Here is a 19,964-nt window from a genome sequence, read left to right on the forward strand (position 1 = left end):
TAAATGTATTCATCATTACAGTCTGTAAAATTTACATATCTTGGCTAAAAATAAGTGAAATTCTGGTAAATATGAGACATTGCGAACATAATGTCCATATCTTTTATTTTGTTCTTTTCTGGGACATGTTTTCTGATATAGTCCTATATAAATAAATCGGAGCATTTTATGTATATTAATGTACTAATACATTGCTTATAAAAATAAATTTAAGTAATTAATGTGATGCATCTATTATGAAAAATAGATTAATTTCATTTATTCTAATGGTTATAATAATTTCTACAACGGTCATATTGATAAATGGATCAGCAAGTGCTCAACCGTACAGTTCGTCTTATCTAAATTTCCAAAAATACGCATCAGGTTCATTTCCATCCAATACGAGTAATTACAGCTTTTCTATAATAAATAAAACTAAAGATACTAATATAGGAATAAAATCAATAAACGGTGTTAAAGGTCTCAATATATACTCCATAAATGAATCTGACAATGCTTATGAAAATTTGTTTAGCCAGGGAACATTCCTGAAGATATCATTCAATAATGCAGAAAATAAGACTATCGCCTTAAATTTTACATATGCTTATTGGGATATAGGTGGGCTCGATGAAAATGACTTCTATATTTTCTCTGGAGGTAGAGAAATAGAATCTTTTAATTTTACATACTATTCTCCGTTTGATCAATACTATCCGGCTTTTCACGAAACAAGTATGAGGCTAAAACAAAACGTAACGTATACACTTTCATTGTCGGTGTATAGAAATTTTACGCTCCTCTCTTTGGCTTCATTAAACCAGAATTTAACATATCCTATTTACTTCCAGTCCGGATTAGTGAACGGTCCACTGAGCTTACTTATAGGCTCTGTTGGAATAAATCTCACATTGTACAGCATAAAAGAACTTCCTGAAATTCCAGTTGCCTCACCAAAATTGATAAGTTATAGCCAAGAAAAGACAGATTTTTTAGTTAGCAGCAAGTCGCCTCTATATTTAGATGAAAAATTGAATTCTATTATAGTGATGAACAGCACAGGCGTATATTCTCTTAACTACGAGGATAATAGATCTTCTATGTTGTATAGTATGAATTCTACTTTTCAGCAATATTGCGTTTCCAGTGGCATACTTTACATACTATTGTCCGGAGATACCTCATCGATTGTAGCTCTTAATACGATAAATCTACATGTACGTAAGTACGTTCAGATCGACGAACACCTCGATGATTATTGGATATCGGCCGGAAACAAATTAATTGTCTATAATAAGACTACCTTGCAAGTAATCAATAGTACAGGCACAGTATATATAATAACTGGTTACGGAAAAATTATCTATATAAATCCAAACAGTACCTTAGTTGAATACTACAACAGTACCGAAAACAAGATCTACGTCTACAATTATTCATCTAAATCGTATGATATCTACAATATCGGCCTTTCAGCTTCCAACATCACCTTTCTATTTGATGGGTCTTCATCATTGGTTGAAAATGGCGCAGGCAGTCCATTTTCATTTTACGATGGGGCCCTTTACCCAGAGGAACTAACGGCTGGAGACAATTACTTTAGATACGGCGATACAGTACTCCTAAATTCAGGATATATATACGACAACTCATTGCCAGCACATCTTTTCTTCGTAAACGAAAACTATCTAGTTGGTGAGCAAAACGGATACATCGTAATTATGTACAATAGTTCCAATATACTATCTAATTTCACAATACGAGCTAACTATACAGGTTATTCGTATTTAAGGGGGATAGAAAACCTCAACTTCGTTGTTAATAGCACGCTGCAATACACTTCACAACTAAGAATTGGTAATTATTCTGATGAAAAGGAAAACAATTCAGAATTTACAGTTAATACGCTCGAGATCGGAAACGGAAGTAAAACAATGAAGTTTTGCGCTGAAAACATAGCAGGTTACTCCATAAATATATCAGATCAGATATTCGTAGATAACTATTTCCCAACGATAAGGCCATCCATAGAAAACGGATCTTACGTATCAGACTATTCCGCTGTTAATTTTAGCATATTTGGCGATCCGATAATATCAAATGTTAGTTTGTTCATAAATAACGAAACCCATACGTATATTGGTAACTTCACCTATATTTTAACGAAAAACGGAACCAATTCGTTTAAAATAAAGATAACCGACATCTATGGTTTCTCATTTAATTTTACGTACACATACTTTGTATATTCAATCCCAAAGTTAGGAATAAATATATACGATGGTGAATACTTCAACACATCTAAAGTAACCCTCCGTATGAATCCATATAACCTCTCTTATTCTATACTAATTAAGGGATCGAACTCTTCATTTTATACTGTATCCAAGGAAGGCGTTCAGAACCTATCGCTAAGAAATGGTATATATCTTGTGGACGTCAGTACTACGTACTTTGGCAGAAACATAAACGTGTTTAACGGTTCTATAACCATATTAACCTATGCACCAAAATTAAATGTAGAGTTCAACGGAAACAGATATTACTCTATCTATGGAAATTCCAAAAATGATACAGTCCAAGTAGGCTTCTCCACAAACATTACGGCTTATATATCAGTAATTTTGTCGTACGGAAAAGATAAATTCCCTATAGGACATTTTTTGGATAATGGCCGAGTAACATTAAATTCCACGGACAATCTACTGATAAAAAACGGTTATTACAATTTGACTATCCAAGCAATTTCAAATAGCGGTACGTCTTCTAATTCCACAATATTATTTTACGTTAATAATTCAATACCTACACGACAAGTTTTCAGGGTATATTCGAACAAAACTTACGTGAAATTGCCTTATGGCCTCCTCGGTGAAGAAAAGATTTACCCTGAGATAAACGATTCTTTAATGTTTCCTGCTCTGGGCCATTATGTTCTAAACTTTACTTACGTAACGAAAACTAGTAATTGGATCAATAATACGTTGTATGCAAACCTATCCAACTATGCGCCAGCCATTTATCTTAAAATTAGCAACCGTGATCTTAACGGTTCTTATTATTTGCATATACTTGCATACCCTAAGAATTTGACATCTCTAGTTATAACGATAAATGGTCTTCGCTTGAGATGCGAAGCGGATTTCATCAATTATCTAGTGGTAAACGATTCGCTTCTGAAGATATCTGCTATTGGAACGGACATATACGGAAATTCAAATAAAAGCCAGATCTATAACTATTCCGCATTTTACTATCCTTATGTGAATGGATACCGCTTGACTATGCACTTTGGCGTTAGTGAAACGCAGTTTTCCCTATACCTTCTTGGATACAAACTCAGTGGCGTTCACATATACTGGCTATTCGACGGAAAAAACTACAGCGGTGGTACGAACATGGAGTTCAGAAACGGAATTGGAAGCTATCGATTAACCGTTTTGGTAACCTTTCATAATGGTATCCTTAAGATCACTAGGTCTTACTTTTCAATAGGGTACCTATTCATCTCACCAGTTTTGGCAATAGGCCTAATTCCGATCTACCTTGCAACAAGGAATAGCGATGTTGAACGGCTTAAAGATATGCTTATTTCCGTAGAAGACAAGAGGCTGGATGCACTCATAAAGGAAATGAAGAGATTAAGATATACGAAGAGGACTATAAATAAAACAATAAAAGAATTAAATTCAATTGGAAAATTAGAAATTGGCAAAGATATGGACGGAAAACAAGTTGTAAGCGGATTACATGGTAAAACAGACAAATAGATCGCAACGAACTTAAGATATTAAGAAAATAGAATCAAGGGGAGTCCTATAAATAAATATTTAAAGCAATTTTTCATTCTCTTATAAAATGAAGGCTTTAGCAATATTGTCCGTGTTCATAGCTCTTATATTCGTTGCCTTACCAGCCGTTTCGAGTGCAAGTACTCCAACGTTACCACCTCCGCCATCTTCGCTGCCGTCCATTACTTATTATTATGATAGTACACACTACACGATAACGAGTACAGAATGGGGATCTTTTTTCGGGGAAATAATAGATAACAAGTCTTATGTTTCGTACGACTGGATAAACGTATCCACGCAGGATCTTATAGTATTCGACCTTTCATACACAGGGCTGAATCCCTTTGGTCTTGAGCTTGTTGTAGCTCTATCGTCGATAGGCTTCCCAAGTGTTTCGAACATGACAAAGGCCTTCCTTAGCATTGAAAACAAGCCTTCTCAAATACCAGGCTATTCCAACATACAGGCTCTTGATGCTGGGGCCTATCCTGGATTCTCATTTTCTAAGCCGGTTACAAATTATACTGGAGAATACATTGGTATAGGTATAATAGTGGCCCTGTTTGCATCTATTTTCGTGCTGTATTACGTTTTTAATAGGAAGAAGTGATATGATTTTGGATGAGAATAGTTGTAGGAGTATCAGGGGCCAGTGGTATACCATATGCAGTTAAGCTACTTGAAAACCTAGGACAAAATGAGGTACATCTAATAATTTCAGAGAATGCTAAAAAGGTAATGAAGTATGAGATGAATCAAGATCCATCATACTTAAGTTCCCTGGCAAGCTATACATATTCTGATGATGATTTTACTGCACCTGTTAGTTCAGGAAGTTTTCTTTTTGATGCTATGGTTATTGTGCCATGTTCGATCTCAACTTTATCTAAAATTGCTGTAGGAATATCGGATACTCTTATTACTCGGGCAGCAGCTGTTTCAATTAAAGAGAGGCGCAGGCTCATCATCGTACCAAGGGAAATGCCTTTAAGTTCCATTGATCTTAAAAACATGCTCTCTCTATCGGAAAATGGCGTTATAATAGCTCCTGCATCACCAGGATTTTACAATAAACCTAAATCTATAGATGATCTTGTATCTTTTGTAGTTTCTAGAATACTAGATCTTATCGGTGTTAAAAACGAACTCATCAAGAGATGGCAAGATTAAATTAACCGTTGACCAGATGCTTGGAAAGCTGGCAAGGTGGATAAGGCTGATGGGGTACGATGTATATTATCCTGCGGGAAATGTAAGTGATAATGAAATAATTGAAGTATCAAAAAATGAAGGGCGCATATTGATAACAAAGGACTACGAACTTTATTCAAGGTATCCATTATCAATCTACGAACTGTATTCTAACATAGATGACCAATTGTATGACTTCGTTTTTCATTTTAGGAAACGGACTGAAGAGGAATTCAAGCGCTGCCCGGTATGCAACGGAAAACTTGTAAAAGTATATGCCTCTCCTCATGTCCTTAACCATCGCGACCTCTATAGATGCGAATTCTGCGGAAAATTATACTGGAAAGGGACACATTACAAGAAAATATACAGGAAATTGAAAAGCTTAGAGAAGAAGAGTGGTGCTGGGAGATGAGGCTACTTGATAAGGATGAAAAGCTAGGCCGCTACACGCTAAGAATCGAGAACTTAGATGACTTATGGTACCTTAAAAACATAATTGCGCCCGGTGATAAAATCAGCGCAGTCACGTTTAGGAGGATAGAAGAATCAAGCGATATGCAAAGGTCCAGGGAAAAAGAACGAATACCAATTCGGGTTACTATTGAAGTTGAAAAGATAGAATTCCAAGACTTTGAGAATCGGCTTAGGATACTTGGGAAGGTAACCAACGGCCCCGAGGATACGATAGGTAAATACCAATCCATAACAGTTAGCGAAGAAACGGAACTAGATGTGATAAAGGTATGGGATGATGATTCCATAAACATGTTGAAGGAAGCAACCGAGCAGGAGCATGCCGCTGTATACCTTGCGATAGCACTAGACGATGATGAAGCAAACGTGTTCATAATCCATCCTTACGGAATACAGCAGATGGGAACGATCTACTCAGGTAGATCAGGAAAATATTCAGAATCAAGCTATTCTGAAACTTCCTATTTTTCTGCTATAGAAAATGCAATTAAACAGTTTAAGTATCCAATTATTGTGATCGGTCCAGGTTTTGCAAAAAACGGACTTTCTGCATTCCTTAAAGAAAGGAATTATAAAGTAGTAGCTGTGAGTTCATCGAATAGAACGGATCAGGGTGCGATTTACGAGTTCATATCTTCTGAAGATGGAAAGAAACTGATAAGTAAAGAACAAATATCAAGAGACAATGAAATAGTGTCAGCATTCCTTTCTTCGCTTAGGAGGGGAAGCGGTATATACGGATCAGAGGAAATAAGGAAGTACCTTGAGATGGGCGCTCTTTCAGATCTGATAATAACAGATAAAAAATTTCGTTCTGAGACTGGCAGAGAATTGCTATCACTTGCAAGATCCGTTGGTACGGATATACATATTGTAAGCACAAGCAATGATATGGGGGAAATCATAGAAAAATTTGGAGGATATGCTGGGATACTCAGGTATAAAGTACAACAATAGATTTTGCATGATCAAAAACATTGGCATCTCTAGAAATGATACATTGAAAAGTTAAATATACTGCCTATAAATCAACCTATGTTGCTCCGGTGGTGTAGTCCGGACAAGCATATCGGCCTTTCGAGCCGACGACCTGGGTCCAAATCCCGGCCGGAGCATCACGTCCACTTCAGCTGGAATTTGAACTCTATGTTCATTTTTCCACGTATTTTCTAAAAAAATTTCACCTTCTTCGCCTCCTCTATCGCCGCATCCTGTGACGGGTGCAGGTAGATGAATTTTCCGTCGAGCCAGTCAGGGTTCTCTCTGAATCTTTGTAGCTCTGCGTACCTCATTCCTGTAGCTATGAGGGAGGTGCATATCCTCTTTGTATCAATGTCCATTGCATCCCTTATGGTCTCCCATTCAGATGGCCTGAACTGGCACACATCAAATTGTCTCGAGACATCCTTAAAACCATGCCTGAGAACCGACAATGAACCGTCTCTGTCCATCACCTTCACCATGCGTTTAAGGAGGACATTTCTATCATCGGGTTCATTTATTCCGGAGCCTTTGAACTTTTCAGGTTGAGTGTCCTCAAGCCACCTAAAAATATCTTCAGGATAAAGTGCAAGTTACCTATCATACTCTGAAGATTCGCCAATAAGCCAGCCATGTTCGCCAAGATATTCCATTATGTAATCTTCAAAATTAACTTCATGGAGTTTGTCTGGCAGATTCGTTCACCTCCTTGACTAATCCCCTTACATCTATCTTGCCTGTTACTGCGTGGGGTAATCAGTGAAGCACGATGCTCCTTGAGAAGTTCTATCATCTTTTCTTGTTTTGAAATCATATTCTTAATAACATGTATTTGATTATCCGAATAATTCGAAATTGCGAATTGTTCTTGCAAGCTTGGAACTGGAATGCGGAGTTCTCTTAAAACTGATAAGGAAAGACCATCTCTTAAATCATCGCCTACGAGTCCTCTCATTTGTTTATATTTGCTCTTGAGAAAGTAATATAAATAGCGATAATGCAGTGTTCTTTCGTTGACATTAAAAGCTGCAAGAGATTGATTGCAAGTCGACTCTACTTTTAGAATACCCACCATACCCTTAGTCTTTCCTTGCCCATTCAGGGCGATCATAACCTAATTTACAGGCAACGATGTTGCGTTGGAATTTTTATATCCTAACTCAGTAATTTTTCCTTCAACTTCGTATATCAAATCTTTATTTATCTCACCTGAGGACATCCAGTTGATTTTGCCATCTTCCCAATACTCCAGCACTCTTTTATCTGGAGTGCCGCAGGTCTTCAATTTTGAAAAGTAAATAATTTTGACGATCGGCCATTTGGAATTGATAGAACCTATCCATTCAATTCCGCTGTCCTTCATGGGCACGTCTGGGTCGAGGCCTTTACCCTGGATATGATGAAGGGCATGGACATCATGAATTCAGCCATGATCCTGGAAATATCATGGTTTCAAGAACATGGAATCATGAGGAGGGCAGTGAATAGGGGACTTGCACGCAAATCCTCACATCCCTCAAGGATAGGTATAGACGAGAAATACTACGGCAAGCACCATCGCTATATCACATTGGTGTTCAACCATGACGATCACTCGGTTGAATTCATCTCACTGGACAGGAAGCAGGAATCACTGGACCTTTACTACAGGAGCATAGGTGAGGAAGCCTCCGGCAGCATTGAGGCAGCCCCCATGGACATGTGGGATCCATTCATAGTCTCCACGAAATCAAATGTAACGGACGCAGAATCGAAGATCGTGTTCGACAGGTTCCATGTCATGAAACATATGAACATGGCCCTTGACGATGTCAGGTGGATGGAATCAAGGATGGCAGAGTATAAGGAGATGTTCAGGAAGACAAGGTGTCTCTGGCTCTACTCTCCAGAGAACCTTCCGGACAAGTACGGGGAGAGATACGAGATACTGAAGGAATCCGATCTCAAGACCGCCAGGGTATATGCAATAAAGGAAAATCTGAGGAACCTGTGGAACTGTTCTGGTGAGGATGAAGCACGATCATTCTGAAAGAAATGGTACTGGCGGGCCTCGCATGCCAGGTTGGAGCCGGTTAGGATTGTAGCGAGGATGATGAAGAACTATCTTTACGGTATACTGTCTCATACTTCAGGCACCACATAACCAATGCCATAGCAGAGGGACTGAACTCCAAGATCGCGACAGTGCAGAAGATGGCATATGGATACAGAAATCTGGAGAACCTCAAGACAGCAATTTACTTTCACTGCGGGAATCTGGATGTGAGTTTCTAAAATTCAGGAAATAATATTCATCCCCAAAAATGTGGTATGAACCAATTAATTATTTGCCATTTATTCATAAAATACTGTTGCAATGTTACCCTGGGTGGTGCTAACTCTCTTGAGAGTGTTGACTAAATAATAAGCGGCAATACAACTTAATATTAATGGAAGCTATTTTATGAGCACTTTAAGGCGGTTTCTGTACTTGTTAATGAGATCGCCGACTTTCTTTTTTTCGCCAAAGGTATCCCACTGATCAGCAAGCTGAACAATTATGAAGAACTCCATATAGTCCATGATTTTCTTGTTTTTAGGCTCGAGAGGTAGTTGGAGTCTGTCCGTCGAAGGATCTATGTCCACATACAGTGATTTGTTTTTTAGGTCGTTGTAATAGTCCACGTCTTGAAGATTCAGGAAGTCAATAATCTCTTTGACCATCTTTTTAATGATGCTCGACCTATCGTCCAAGGCAATCTGCCTTGCCATACTTATTTTGGCCTCCCTTGAATCACGCTTTTCCCCTTCTGTGCCATATCTTACGATTCGCTCAATATAGTCTAAATCACTAGCCATATCAAAGGCTGGTATGTTTTCAGCCAAAAAGGACATTACGTTTTTCATTATTTCTATCTTAGTCTTGTGATTCTTAAAAATATCTCTCAAATTCTCTTCCACGCTGCCTTTCACTAATAGTTGGCCTTTGTCATGTGATAGAAGATAAAAATACAATAATATTGACTTAGCAGTTTCTTCAAATGATAGTTCCAGCAGTGCCATTCTAGTCTGAATCGAAAGCGAATTATTCGAGGCATCGTCAAGTAATCTCTCGGCATTCCTCATACAAAGTTTACAATCATGCTCAGTAAAGATGTGTTTTCTTATGGCGTCGTCGTGTTCCCTTCTATCAGCCATGTTTTTGTCTCTTGACTTAGCTGTTTCCAATATTTAAACCATAGCATGCAGAATATTGCATGAATTTCTTCAATACTTGCAACGTAGGCATGGCATTCTCTTTCCGGTATCGATCAGATCCATTTTATGTAGGTCAAGCCTCCTTGAGAAAACACGGAAAAGTTTATTCTCAGGAGAAGGGATCGTGATATGCTCTTTAAATTAGGGAGTAAGGGTCTTCCCCTCCGGGGGAGGATCAAGCAGTTCAATTCCGGCTATGCCTTGACGGAAGCTTTGCCTGCTTCGTTGATCCTCAGGGGCAGACTTATCCCATGCCTTGAAAGACGTATAATTTCCGGGATGCTCATCCTTCAAGAAAGCATGTCCTGGATCATCATCAGGGCAATATACGCAATCATGGCGGTGAAGACCGCACCTACATCCTTCTTCTTCAACTCCTCCATTATCTTCCTTACCATACTGTTAAGGGCATGCTTCAGAAACCTCTTCCTTTTTTCATGTAATAATTTCATCTCCCTACTCCCTCCCTGCTTATGCCTAGCCAGGGTTTTCTGTGCGACACTTATTCTTTTGCTATAATACTCGTACTGAGAGAGAACACTACCACCTTTGAAAATATACCAAGACCCGTCCTCAACGTAGACAGTTGCTGAGTTTACTATTCCTATGTCTATGGAAGCCTTTAGTTTGTCTTCAGCTTTCACGTCATTCTGGACTTCCACTGGTATATATGCATACCAACTCCTCCTAGCCTCATTATAGATTATTTCCAGCCTACCTTGTTTCCCGCGCCACTTCAACTTTCCATTAAAACTCAGAGAGAGTTTGAAGTCCTTCAAATAGATGATCCTCTTTTCCTCATCAATTTCGTAGCGGTCGTTTCTAATGATTATTAACATCTTGTATTTTCCACTTTTATCCTTCCAGTACCCTGGGGGTCTAGGTTTAAACCATTTGGGCAATTTACCCTTCTTCTCTTCGACTAATGAGAAGAAGCTCCTCCAGCTCTCAGCGTTCTTCCTAGCAACCTGTTGTGTGTTAACCTTTAATATTTGCTTGTACTTCTCATACACCTCCTTTTCTGTTTTAGAGAAATCGACCCTCTCCCCTTTCTTAAACTGTTGCATTCTTAACCAGTTCACTTCGTTCCAGCATTTTGCAGTAACGACAGCGAGTTCTTTGAGCTTCTCGTGCGTCTTCTTGTCTACGGTTAGTTTAACCGCGTTAGCCCTCTTCACCTTCCTTCACCCACTGTTCTTCTATCTTTGTATGGTCTCACTGGACACATTGCCAGCTGTCGATACAAAATAACTTCTAGACCAGAGCTTTTTGTACCTCCTTAGCTCTGGGGATTTCTTCAGTATTAGTCTAGCAGACTTCCCCTTGAAGTAGTTTGTTAGATATGATGGCGAATATCTTGGTGGGCAGTTTACGAAGAGGTGTATGTGGTCTGGCATGACTTCTAAGGCTATAATCTCACATCCCAGCTCCTTTGCTATTGATTTTAAAACCTCTTTAGTGTATTCAGCTACCTCGTTAGTTAGTATAGCTCTTCGATATTTTGGGATCCATAGGTAGTGGTAGTTGCACAGATATTTTACGTGTCTCGTCGATTTTAGCTCCACAACGCTTAGAGTATTCCAGAGTTTAAAAAACTTACCCGGCCCCTAGAAGGGGCGAGGCTTGTCTCTCGTTTTTGTCATGAGGCCAAAATTGCAGAATCCGGATGATCTGATGGCACAATACGAAAAGAAAAACTGACCCTCTTCAGATATGTGGACATCCGGAATAATAATTATTTTGCTATTTAAAGACTGCCAGATCCTTACTGGTTCAATCTGATGTGCTGTTCATCCCCATTCCGAGTCTCATCAGTTGATCTCCCACAGCAGGTTCAGATTTGGTCTCTCAGAGGCGATTTTCTCGTGGCAGATCGCCATATTCTTATGTAATGCGATTCGATATTATGGAATTCAATTTATCGATGTCAAATCAAAAGATAGAGGCCCGTGATTATGATGCTGTGATAATAGGATCTGGCGCGCCGGGAATGTCTGCAGCAGTTTACACAGCAAGGTACGGCCTGAAGGTTGTAATACTGGGCCAGAGTGTGGCAGGCGGCCTGACCGCAGAAGCCCCACTGGTTGAGAATTATCTTGGATACAAGGCCATAAAAGGGACAGATCTTGCATCAAACTTTGCAAAGCATGCCCAGGAATATTCACAGATAATAGACAATACTCTCCGGAACATATTCCATTGTGGATGACATGAACGGATCCCACATGTCCATTGATACCGCTGTTATGTTTGAAAGGTCTTCTTCTGTACAAATCGCAGTCCCCTTAAAACCTTACATTTCCATATGAACTTTTTCTAAATTCATATTTGGGCGAATTGATTTCCGAGTGATTATCTTTGTGAATTAGCTCTACTTAAATAATTTGAAAAATAAATAATATAATAAGTCTATTCAACGCATAGATTAAAGATGGCAGACAATACATAAGATTCGGCACATTGCGCTACGTACAATGGTCGAAATTAATAAAACAAAATATTTAGATTAATAGAATTTTTCCAAAATCATTTAGTTTGTATAAATAAGGATAATTTCTTGTACCTTTACCTAGTCTCATAATCATGTCAAGTGATAGGAGACTCTTTAGTCTCCTAGATATAGTAGAAGTATCTATTTTTAATGATCTTGAAAGATCTTTTATTGTTTTGGGATCTTTGCTTATTTCTCTTATTAAAGTTATGTATTTATTATTGTATATATTGATTTTTTTTAATCTCTTGGCCTCTATCATAACGGTCTTATCAATATATTTGTCATAGATAACCATTGGTATATTTTGTTTAAAGGCATGAATTGTGAGTGCAGATACGCCTAGACCTGAACCACATGATACATTTATCCATCTCGGAATACCTTTTGTTTTGCATATTTTTTGAAGTATTAAAAAGACTTGGAAGAAGTTGTTTACATCTCCTATCCCTACAAATTCAGTCTTTATTCCAGATAATTTTAAAAAATCTAAAATTTCTTTTCTTGCTTGTTCATATTCAAGGTTTCTATCATAAATGATGGATAAAGTTGAAATTTTTGGAATTCCTGAGAAGAAGGGTTTTATAATGTATTCACCTTCTCGTTCAAGGATTGCTATTCCGTAGTTTTCAAGCATATTTATTTATACTGCGGTAATTTATAAAATTTTTGCAACGAGTTATTATTTTCATTATTTTTTGCATAGAATAAATTTGTTTATATACATATAAATTTTTATATATTGGTAAGCTACATGAATGAAAATATAGGTTCTATAAATATTAGCTCTGATGCTTACAAACGGGATAAATCTCTCTTCTGGAAATCAGTCTACGCTCTGCTAATACTTGCATTGGCTCTGTTGATAGGTGGAATAATAATGCAGGTTTTATTCCACGTAACAAAAGCACCATTGCTTCTAGGATTAATTGTGGCTTTTCCATTAGCTATCCCTCTGGAACTGTGGAACTTTACTGACCCTGATACGTTGTTTAGAGTAATGGCGTTTCAAGATAGATTCCTAATGGTATGTTTTGGGTTTGCAATTGGCCTGGGCTCAATAATTCTCTACCTTGTAGCTATATTCACGCATCCAAATTTCGGTATAAAGGATTTCTTCGTTCCTGGCATAGTGATAGGAGGCCTCATATTTGGGATCGGAGTAGGACTAGCAGGATACTTTCCTGGAACCATCTGGATAGCACTCGGTCAAGGAAGGAGGGATGCAATATATGCGTCTTTTGGGGGCCTTTTAGGTGCTTTTACTTGGTCTATAATATTTGGAAATGTTAAATGGTTCTTCTGGGATACGTTAAACTTTGGTCCTATTACCTGGGCATCAGTCGCCGGTATATCAAGCAAATTTGGTGTTTTTGCAGTCAGTCTGGTGTTTGGAATTATCCTCCTACTGGTCTTTCTTTTGCTTCCAAGATACCCAAAAAGTAAAGTGAAGGATTCATGCGGTTATCATATGCTGGGCAAAAGTGAGAAGACGATAACTTTCGATTTGGTCATAAGCGAGGACTTTGAAAAATATCCAAAAGCTAATAGATATTTAACAAAACTTATTAACGAAAGCAGCAAAGAAAACGCCAGGATGACTATACCTCTAGGGCTTGCTTTTACAATTACTGCTGTTGCAGTTATAATACTCCATCAAATATTTGGAGAATCTACTACATTTTCATGGATTGGAGCTCAGCTATCGTATCTCGCCAATCCGACTTGGGCAGCTTCAAACGCATATTTCCAATTATTCGGTGGACTTCACATGGTTAATGGTGTTCCTGTGAACCATCCATTCAGCGAAATTGGGTGGGAACCATTTACTGATCTGAGCTCGTTCCTTGGCGGTTTGATCGCAGCGACATTGATATCTAAGAGATATATGGCATTCAAACCTCAAGTTCCAAAGATATGGAGCCATAGCCACAACCCAAAATACAGGCCAATTGGAGCCTTCCTAGGGGCCTTTATGGTATTGTTCGGGGCGCGTATGGCGAACGGCTGTGCCTCAGGGCACATCCTTAGCGGCAACATCCAGATGGCTATTTCTAGTTTTGTCTTTATGATTTTTGTACTTCTGGGAGCCTGGGTTACATTGAGATACTTTATGCATCTCAAAATTAACTCTCAGGGTTACACAAAATAATATTATAAACCTTCATAAAAATTATATTTTTTAACTATGGAATACGTATAGTATTGAAATTAGAATTTCCATTTTTAATATAACATGTTTTATATTAATATAATCATGAAAATTAATTATAACTATGTCGATACTCTTTAATTTTTAGAACTCTATTATTTGCTCTGACGTCGTTAAAAAATCGTTATTATCTTATCACGATAAGTACCCAAAGATATAGGATGTAATTTCCCATGATTATGAAAAGAGAATAAATATTAACTGAAAATCAATAAACATTCATATGGCGAAAAAAATAGTCATAATAGGGGCTGGAGCTGGGGGCGGAATTTCTCTTAGTAAACTTAGGCGAGTGTTGAAAGACGAAGATGTTGATATAACTATAATCGATAAATTGGGAAGAACAGATTTCCAGCCGTCTTACATTTTCTTATCAATAGGTCAGAAAAGAGTAAAAGATTTATCTAGAGACTTTAACCTTCTAAATGGTGGGCATGTAAAAACAGTAAAGGATGAAGTTGTATCTGTTGATGCACAAAACAGGATCGTAAATACTTTAAAAGGCAAATATAGTTATGATTATCTTATTATGTCTCCGGGCCCAGATATAAAAAAAGATTCCTTTGAAGGCATAGAAGCTACAGATAGCGTATGGACATTGGAAGATTCCCTTAAGCTGAGAGCCAAAATAAAAGAGTTCAACGGAGGAAAGATACTCATAAGCGTGTCCTCACAATGGTACAAGTGTCCGCCAGTGCCTTGGGAGATGGCCCTATTGCTTGATGATTACTTTAGAAAAAAGAACATGAGGGATAAGGTTGAGATAACCGTTGCTCATCCTGTATCTAAACCCATGGAGATGTATGGGCCTGGATTGTCTGATCCATTTGCAAAAATGTTGGAAAAAAGATCGATCGGTGGATTATATGGAAAGAAACTTTTAGGAATTGATGCTTCAAAAAAGGAAGCTGTCTTTGAAGATGACGATAGGTTGAGATTTGATCTTTCAATAGTTGCTCCTCCACATTCACCACCATCATTCATAAAAGATAACGAATATCTCAGATCAAAAAATGGATGGGCTTCAACCAATTTAAAGGATTTTAGAAACCCGAAATACGATGACATTTTCGCAATCGGTGATGTAATAGCTCCTACTATACAAATAGGTATGGCAGGTGTACTTGCCCATTTTCAGGCAGATACAGCTTCCTCTGCTATAGCTGAGGATATAATTGGTTATCCATTTATAGACTACAATAAGAATGCCGTGTGTATAATAGCGACAGGCAGTTCTGGGGTATTTTCGTATTGTGATCTTTCAGCCAAATTAACAGATCCAAGCGTAAAGTTTCCGGAGTGTAGGATGATAGGGAACGATCCTCTTTTCAGATTCGCTCATGATTTATATGAAGTGAATTTCCTTTCGTCCATATATGGCAATAGGTGATTTGAATGGATGAAAATAAAGAGAAGGATATTAATGATATAAGTAAAGAACTTAACAAATTGAAACCCACTATAGATCTTCTTAAGTCAATGCAAGAAACAGGAATGACTGAGACGTTAAAGTATCTCGTTGAGAATTATGATACAATTTTCAATCTCACAGCTAGGATGGACATTTACGATATAGCTACTGGGCTCAAGAAGCTTTCAAAGCTGGCAGCTTCATTGAGTTCAATAGACGATAATTATTTTGATGAACTTGCTAGGATAGTTAAGAATCTTCCGGAGGTAATAGAAAAATCAAATAAAGCTGCAGATGAAAACAAGAATATAGGGGTACTAGGCCTATTAAAGTTAATGAGATCGAACGATATCCTTTTTTTGATCTTTATGGCTTTGGAAATATCAAGAGAACTTAGAAAAAAATGAATATTCAAGTTTTCGAAAGGAGGAGAGATTTAATCTCTTCTGCATTTTTTGGCGCATAACCATTGTAATCATTGTTGAAGTAAATGTAAGCATAATCTGGCGATAAATCGATGATCCTATTGAGCATATCCTTCAGTTTTTCTAAAGGATAATCCGTAGCATATCCGTTTGTATCCCCATGCATTCTCATATATATGATAACATCTTGGATCAATAGGAACGGCAAATCTTTCGAACTTACCGTTGCTATGTGGAATCCATTATCTACCAATGAAGATAATATTTTTTTATCGAACCAACTTTTGTGCCTGAATTCCAATACCCTGCAATATTTGGATAATGGGATTTTCGCAATGAGTGATACGTTCTCTTCGCTATATTTAAATGAGGGCGGAAACTGGAACAATAAGCATCCTAATTTTTCTTTAAGCTTTCCTGCTACGTTGTAGAATTTCAATATTTCTTCATCGGTATCCCTAAGTCTTTTAATGTGGGTGATGGATCTATTTATCTTTAAACTGTAGGTGAAATTTTCCGGTGATGAATTATACCAACCCAAAGCTGTTTTATCCGAAGGAAAACGATAGAATGTTGAATTAAGTTCTACAGTATTAAATCGAGACGAGTAATAACGGAACCAATACTTCGTATGTATATCTTCAGGATAAAACCTGCCTTTCCAGTGAAGATAGAACCATCCAGAACAGCCTATAAAAAATTTTACCATGTGTCCCAGTTATAGTAATATATTACAATTTCTTTATCTTTATGAATTTATGTTTTTAGATCTTTGTGCCTCATGTTCTTGAAATATTATAGAAAATTCGTTCTAGTGTTAACTAAAAGGAACAACGAGGCAATTTTTTTATAAATGTGTATTATTCATAAAATAATCATATTTATGAATATTCTGTACAGATATGATAAGTTTAAATATTTCTATGAAATTATTAGGTGATTAAGCAGAGGAATATAAATGATAAGTGTGACAGCATATGAGTGGATCGGCCTATTCATTGGTATGATTATTGGCGGATTGGCTGAGGCGTGGGGGATCTCTAACCCTGAAGTTCTCATCAGACTTGGAAAATGGGAAGACAGGCTATTCATCGGCTGCATCGCAATTGCAATAGGCGCAGGTGCAATAGTACTATATGGGCTTTCAGCTCTAGGAGTGTCTTTCCATTGGGGTATAAAGCCAGATTACGTGATCGGTGTTGCTCTCGGTGGGATAATATTTGGTACTGGTATAGCCATATCTGGCTACGTGCCGGGTACCGTCTGGATGGCCCTCGGTGAAGGGAGGAGAGACGCAATATACGCTGTGCTTGGTGGCCTTCTGGGTGCTGCAAGCTGGACATTGATTTATCAAACAAGTTTTGGACATTGGCTTACAACTTACCTGAACTTTGGTCAGATTTATTTCGGTGGAAAAGTCGGTACTGACTTAAAATTAGGCTTTATTATAGCGATAGTTTGGGCTATCATAATGTTCGTTATAGCATATACGCTTCCAAGGTATAGAAAAGGGAAGAGTTGTGCATACCTTTCCACACACAAAAATTATAAACTGGATGCAGAGGAAGAAAAGGAGTATATAGAGACAGCAAACTTCTTGATGGAAGGAACTTCTATGCCTATCGGTAAAAACAATTTACCAGAGAAGGTAAATTATCACTGGACAGTTTCATCAAAACTCTTCGGCGTAACTATGCTGTCTGTTGGGATCATTATAGGTCTTACCGTAGTGCTTGAGATGTTTCTGCACCAGATATTTGGAGAATCAACTACATATTCATGGATTGTTGCTCAGATATGGCTTCCGGCTGGGTACTGGCAGTACAGCACAATAGTTGTACACACCATAGGATGGGAACCATTCAGTGATATAGGTACCCTATTCGGTGCATTCCTCGCTTCAATCTTCTTCACAAGGAGATTCCAGGCTTTCAGTAATGTTATACCTCCATCTTGGAAGGAAAGATTTGGGAACAGCCAGATCAAAAGGGCTGCTGGGGCTTTTTCAGGAGCATACCTGATGCTGCTTGGTGCACGGATGGCAGACGGATGTGCCTCAGGACACATATTGAGTGGTGATTTACAGATGGCTGTGAGCAGCTTGGAGTTCTTCATATTCGTAGTAATATTCCTGCTTCTTGTTGCTCATATAATATACAGGAGGTAAGTGAGATGTCAAGTGAAATTAATGAAGAAAAATTAAACACAACTATGGAGGAAAGAAGAAAGAAGGAACCCGAGAGAAAAAATGAAGGTGGAATAAAAGCGTTCATATTAAGCATGGTGGCTATTGTCGTGATTACGGCTGCGTTGACCTCGGGCACATACAAGGGATACGATCCTAACCCTTATTCAGTGGCAATAACCGGATTCTTCGCCATAGTAACTATAGTAATGACAGCAGTATGGTATAGATCGAAATACAATAATTACTTTTACAATTCGGATCAAAAAAATTAATGGCTATTGCCATTAATTCCTATTGAGAGTTGCAGTCATGCAGTGAGCTCCACCGTATCCTCCTGTTAGTTCTATCAACTCTGCATCTATAAAATCTATTCCAAAATCTTTTATCTCCTTTCTATTTGGGAATATTTTTTCTCCTATTTTACTCAGTTCTGTTTTTATTACTTCTTCAGTTGATTTATCAAATGCCCTCTGGCTTATTAGCCGTTTTATGACACTTTCCACGTTAACAGATATTATCTTTCTATCGCTTATTGTTAGGAAATTGGAAGAATAGGCAAGTTGTTCTGGAACTGTTAGGTCTATGAAATTAAAACCCTTCTCCTTCAAGTATTCGTAAAGGTTAGTTTCGCTTAATTTTTCGTATCTGCTCCTTGATTTTTTCCCGTAAACGCGTGCTTTTGCCCTTTTTGCGAGATATGTGGATGTAACGGCAATACCATCGCCAGCCAAATTAAAGTAAGTATCCAGATGCATGTTCACCATATTGTCCTCCTGAGAAAATTCGTATTTTGGATTTTCAACAACTAGCACCTCGTCACAGTCTATTTTTCCTGAAGATAATGCCTGGAAAGCGCCATTGTAATCTGTCCTCGATCCAGTTCCTATAAATGCGAAATCGCCTGCGGGCATGAAATCTCCCCCTTCAAAATGTGCGTTTTGAGGCATTTTAAAGGCGTCCGTTTCGCCAAACACGTTCAGCAGTACGAAACTGGTTATATCAGATTCACTCTTTCTCTGTTCTCTCTTCATATTTCCAATTATCACTCCGGAATCAGCTACTGCCTGCTGATCCCTCATAAAATAGAGGTTAGCCAGCGGTATATTCGAGTAGACAGTAGGATAATTGCCTGAGTTTTCATAGTCGTTTTTAAGGTCTATAGATGGTTCAAGTATGAGATAATCAAGAAGCGTTTTACTGTCTATTTGCCTGATATTTTCAGCGAATTCGTTTTCTGCCCTTCTTATATCCTCTATCCTGCCATAGAAATGTACTATAGACCTGACATAGTTCAGTAAAAGCTCCCTGAAATTTGCATCATAATCAGCCTTTTTTATTATTTCTTCTTCAAGCCTGTATACTTTAATTCCATTCTCCCGTAAAATTTCTTCAAGCCTAATGTGCTCTTCAATGGCTTTTTTTACACTGAAAACTCTCTCGAATAGAAAAGGCCTCGGAGCAAGCATCGCATACTCTATTTCTATGGATGGCCTGTGTATCATGACCTCCCTGAGGGGAGACCACTCTGACCGTGCTCGCATATACCAATATAGCTAACTCAATTATAAACTTCAA

General features: G+C 38.0%; 20 protein-coding genes, 1 tRNA gene and 3 pseudogenes. 14 read left to right on the forward strand and 10 right to left on the reverse strand.

The features are described from left to right. Positions 1-236 precede the first annotated feature (236 nt). The 6 genes from TVG_RS02390 to TVG_RS02415 all read left to right on the forward strand — a co-directional run bounded on the left by TVG_RS02390 (position 237) and on the right by TVG_RS02415 (position 6,559). Positions 237-3,752, forward strand: a complete 3,516-nt coding sequence (locus TVG_RS02390) for a hypothetical protein (RefSeq protein ID WP_048053930.1) — start codon at positions 237-239, stop codon at positions 3,750-3,752. Between the two features lie 88 nt (positions 3,753-3,840). Continuing rightward, positions 3,841-4,386, forward strand: coding sequence for a hypothetical protein (locus TVG_RS02395; protein WP_010916718.1), 546 nt, complete (start codon positions 3,841-3,843; stop codon positions 4,384-4,386). An 11-nt stretch (positions 4,387-4,397) separates the two neighbouring features. After that, a complete protein-coding gene (locus TVG_RS02400) occupies positions 4,398-4,946 on the forward strand; it encodes a UbiX family flavin prenyltransferase (protein ID WP_010916719.1) in 549 nt (182 codons plus the stop codon). Beyond that, a complete protein-coding gene (locus TVG_RS02405) occupies positions 4,909-5,382 on the forward strand; it encodes a Mut7-C RNAse domain-containing protein (RefSeq protein WP_010916720.1) in 474 nt (157 codons plus the stop codon). The genes TVG_RS02400 and TVG_RS02405 overlap by 38 nt, the downstream gene beginning before the upstream one ends. Continuing rightward, a complete protein-coding gene (locus tag TVG_RS02410) occupies positions 5,379-6,401 on the forward strand; it encodes an mRNA surveillance protein pelota (protein ID WP_010916721.1) in 1,023 nt (340 codons plus the stop codon). The genes TVG_RS02405 and TVG_RS02410 overlap by 4 nt, the downstream gene beginning before the upstream one ends. Before the next feature lie 83 nt (positions 6,402-6,484). Then, positions 6,485-6,559 (forward strand) — tRNA-Glu (locus tag TVG_RS02415). A 54-nt stretch (positions 6,560-6,613) separates the two neighbouring features. Here the strand turns inward: TVG_RS02415 and TVG_RS02420 are convergent. The 3 genes from TVG_RS02420 to TVG_RS08090 form a co-directional block, all read right to left on the reverse strand. Then, the gene (locus tag TVG_RS02420) at positions 6,614-6,829 is read right to left on the reverse strand and encodes a hypothetical protein (protein ID WP_156769049.1); all 216 of its coding nucleotides are present in this window, start codon (positions 6,827-6,829) and stop codon (positions 6,614-6,616) included. 248 nt (positions 6,830-7,077) lie between these two features. After that, entirely contained in the window at positions 7,078-7,536 is a 459-nt protein-coding gene (locus TVG_RS08940) for a restriction endonuclease subunit S (protein WP_010916722.1), read from the reverse strand. 3 nt (positions 7,537-7,539) lie between these two features. Continuing rightward, a complete protein-coding gene (locus TVG_RS08090) occupies positions 7,540-7,788 on the reverse strand; it encodes a hypothetical protein (protein WP_010916723.1) in 249 nt (82 codons plus the stop codon). A gap of 45 nt (positions 7,789-7,833) precedes the next feature. Between TVG_RS08090 and TVG_RS02430 the strand changes: the two genes are divergently transcribed. Both TVG_RS02430 and TVG_RS08945 read left to right on the forward strand, forming a co-directional pair. Continuing rightward, complete coding sequence (locus TVG_RS02430; protein WP_162009529.1) at positions 7,834-8,454, forward strand: transposase; 621 nt, start codon at positions 7,834-7,836, stop codon at positions 8,452-8,454. 98 nt (positions 8,455-8,552) lie between these two features. Beyond that, positions 8,553-8,699, forward strand: a pseudogene (locus tag TVG_RS08945) (transposase); the annotation flags it as partial. Between the two features lie 162 nt (positions 8,700-8,861). Here TVG_RS08945 and TVG_RS02435 read toward each other — a convergent pair. From TVG_RS02435 to tnpA, 4 genes and pseudogenes are all read right to left on the reverse strand, one after another. After that, positions 8,862-9,632 carry an AbiV family abortive infection protein gene (locus TVG_RS02435; RefSeq protein WP_010916725.1) on the reverse strand — a complete coding sequence of 257 codons (771 nt, stop codon included), beginning with the start codon at positions 9,630-9,632 and terminating at the stop codon, positions 8,862-8,864. 171 nt (positions 9,633-9,803) lie between these two features. Further along, positions 9,804-9,956 (reverse strand): hypothetical protein, encoded by a 153-nt coding sequence (locus tag TVG_RS08435; RefSeq protein ID WP_156769050.1) that lies wholly within the window; start codon positions 9,954-9,956, stop codon positions 9,804-9,806. A 53-nt stretch (positions 9,957-10,009) separates the two neighbouring features. Beyond that, a pseudogene (locus TVG_RS02440) lies at positions 10,010-10,840 on the reverse strand (transposase); the annotation flags it as partial. Further along, positions 10,827-11,227, reverse strand: a pseudogene (gene tnpA / locus TVG_RS02445) (IS200/IS605-like element ISTvo5 family transposase). The pseudogenes TVG_RS02440 and tnpA, both read right to left, overlap by 14 nt. 275 nt (positions 11,228-11,502) lie before the next feature. Here tnpA and TVG_RS02450 point away from each other — a divergent pair. Beyond that, positions 11,503-11,871: an FAD-dependent oxidoreductase gene (locus TVG_RS02450; RefSeq protein ID WP_241760311.1), complete on the forward strand. Its 369-nt coding sequence runs from the start codon at positions 11,503-11,505 to the stop codon at positions 11,869-11,871. A gap of 292 nt (positions 11,872-12,163) precedes the next feature. Here TVG_RS02450 and TVG_RS02455 read toward each other — a convergent pair whose 3' ends face one another. Continuing rightward, positions 12,164-12,790: a winged helix-turn-helix domain-containing protein gene (locus TVG_RS02455; protein ID WP_010916729.1), complete on the reverse strand. Its 627-nt coding sequence runs from the start codon at positions 12,788-12,790 to the stop codon at positions 12,164-12,166. A 117-nt stretch (positions 12,791-12,907) separates the two neighbouring features. Between TVG_RS02455 and TVG_RS02460 the strand changes: the two genes are divergently transcribed. From TVG_RS02460 to TVG_RS02470, 3 genes are all read left to right on the forward strand, one after another. Further along, positions 12,908-14,305: a YeeE/YedE family protein gene (locus TVG_RS02460; RefSeq protein ID WP_010916730.1), complete on the forward strand. Its 1,398-nt coding sequence runs from the start codon at positions 12,908-12,910 to the stop codon at positions 14,303-14,305. A 283-nt stretch (positions 14,306-14,588) separates the two neighbouring features. Further along, positions 14,589-15,755, forward strand: coding sequence for an NAD(P)/FAD-dependent oxidoreductase (locus tag TVG_RS02465; RefSeq protein WP_010916731.1), 1,167 nt, complete (start codon positions 14,589-14,591; stop codon positions 15,753-15,755). 5 nt (positions 15,756-15,760) lie between these two features. Then, positions 15,761-16,183 (forward strand): hypothetical protein, encoded by a 423-nt coding sequence (locus TVG_RS02470; RefSeq protein WP_010916732.1) that lies wholly within the window; start codon positions 15,761-15,763, stop codon positions 16,181-16,183. Positions 16,184-16,187: 4 nt separating this feature from the next. Here TVG_RS02470 and TVG_RS02475 read toward each other — a convergent pair whose 3' ends face one another. After that, a complete protein-coding gene (locus TVG_RS02475) occupies positions 16,188-16,910 on the reverse strand; it encodes a DUF72 domain-containing protein (protein WP_010916733.1) in 723 nt (240 codons plus the stop codon). 249 nt (positions 16,911-17,159) lie between these two features. Here TVG_RS02475 and TVG_RS02480 point away from each other — a divergent pair, with 249 nt between their 5' ends. Continuing rightward, positions 17,160-18,368, forward strand: coding sequence for a YeeE/YedE family protein (locus TVG_RS02480; RefSeq protein ID WP_010916734.1), 1,209 nt, complete (start codon positions 17,160-17,162; stop codon positions 18,366-18,368). A gap of 5 nt (positions 18,369-18,373) precedes the next feature. Further along, positions 18,374-18,661: a hypothetical protein gene (locus tag TVG_RS02485; protein ID WP_048053933.1), complete on the forward strand. Its 288-nt coding sequence runs from the start codon at positions 18,374-18,376 to the stop codon at positions 18,659-18,661. A gap of 12 nt (positions 18,662-18,673) precedes the next feature. On the opposite strand, the gene TVG_RS02490 is transcribed toward TVG_RS02485, so the two are convergent. After that, positions 18,674-19,930: an arginine deiminase family protein gene (locus tag TVG_RS02490; protein WP_010916735.1), complete on the reverse strand. Its 1,257-nt coding sequence runs from the start codon at positions 19,928-19,930 to the stop codon at positions 18,674-18,676. Positions 19,931-19,964: the final 34 nt, after the last annotated feature.

It is taken from the genome of Thermoplasma volcanium GSS1 (genome assembly GCF_000011185.1).
In the GTDB taxonomy this organism is placed as follows: Archaea; Thermoplasmatota; Thermoplasmata; order Thermoplasmatales; family Thermoplasmataceae; genus Thermoplasma; species Thermoplasma volcanium.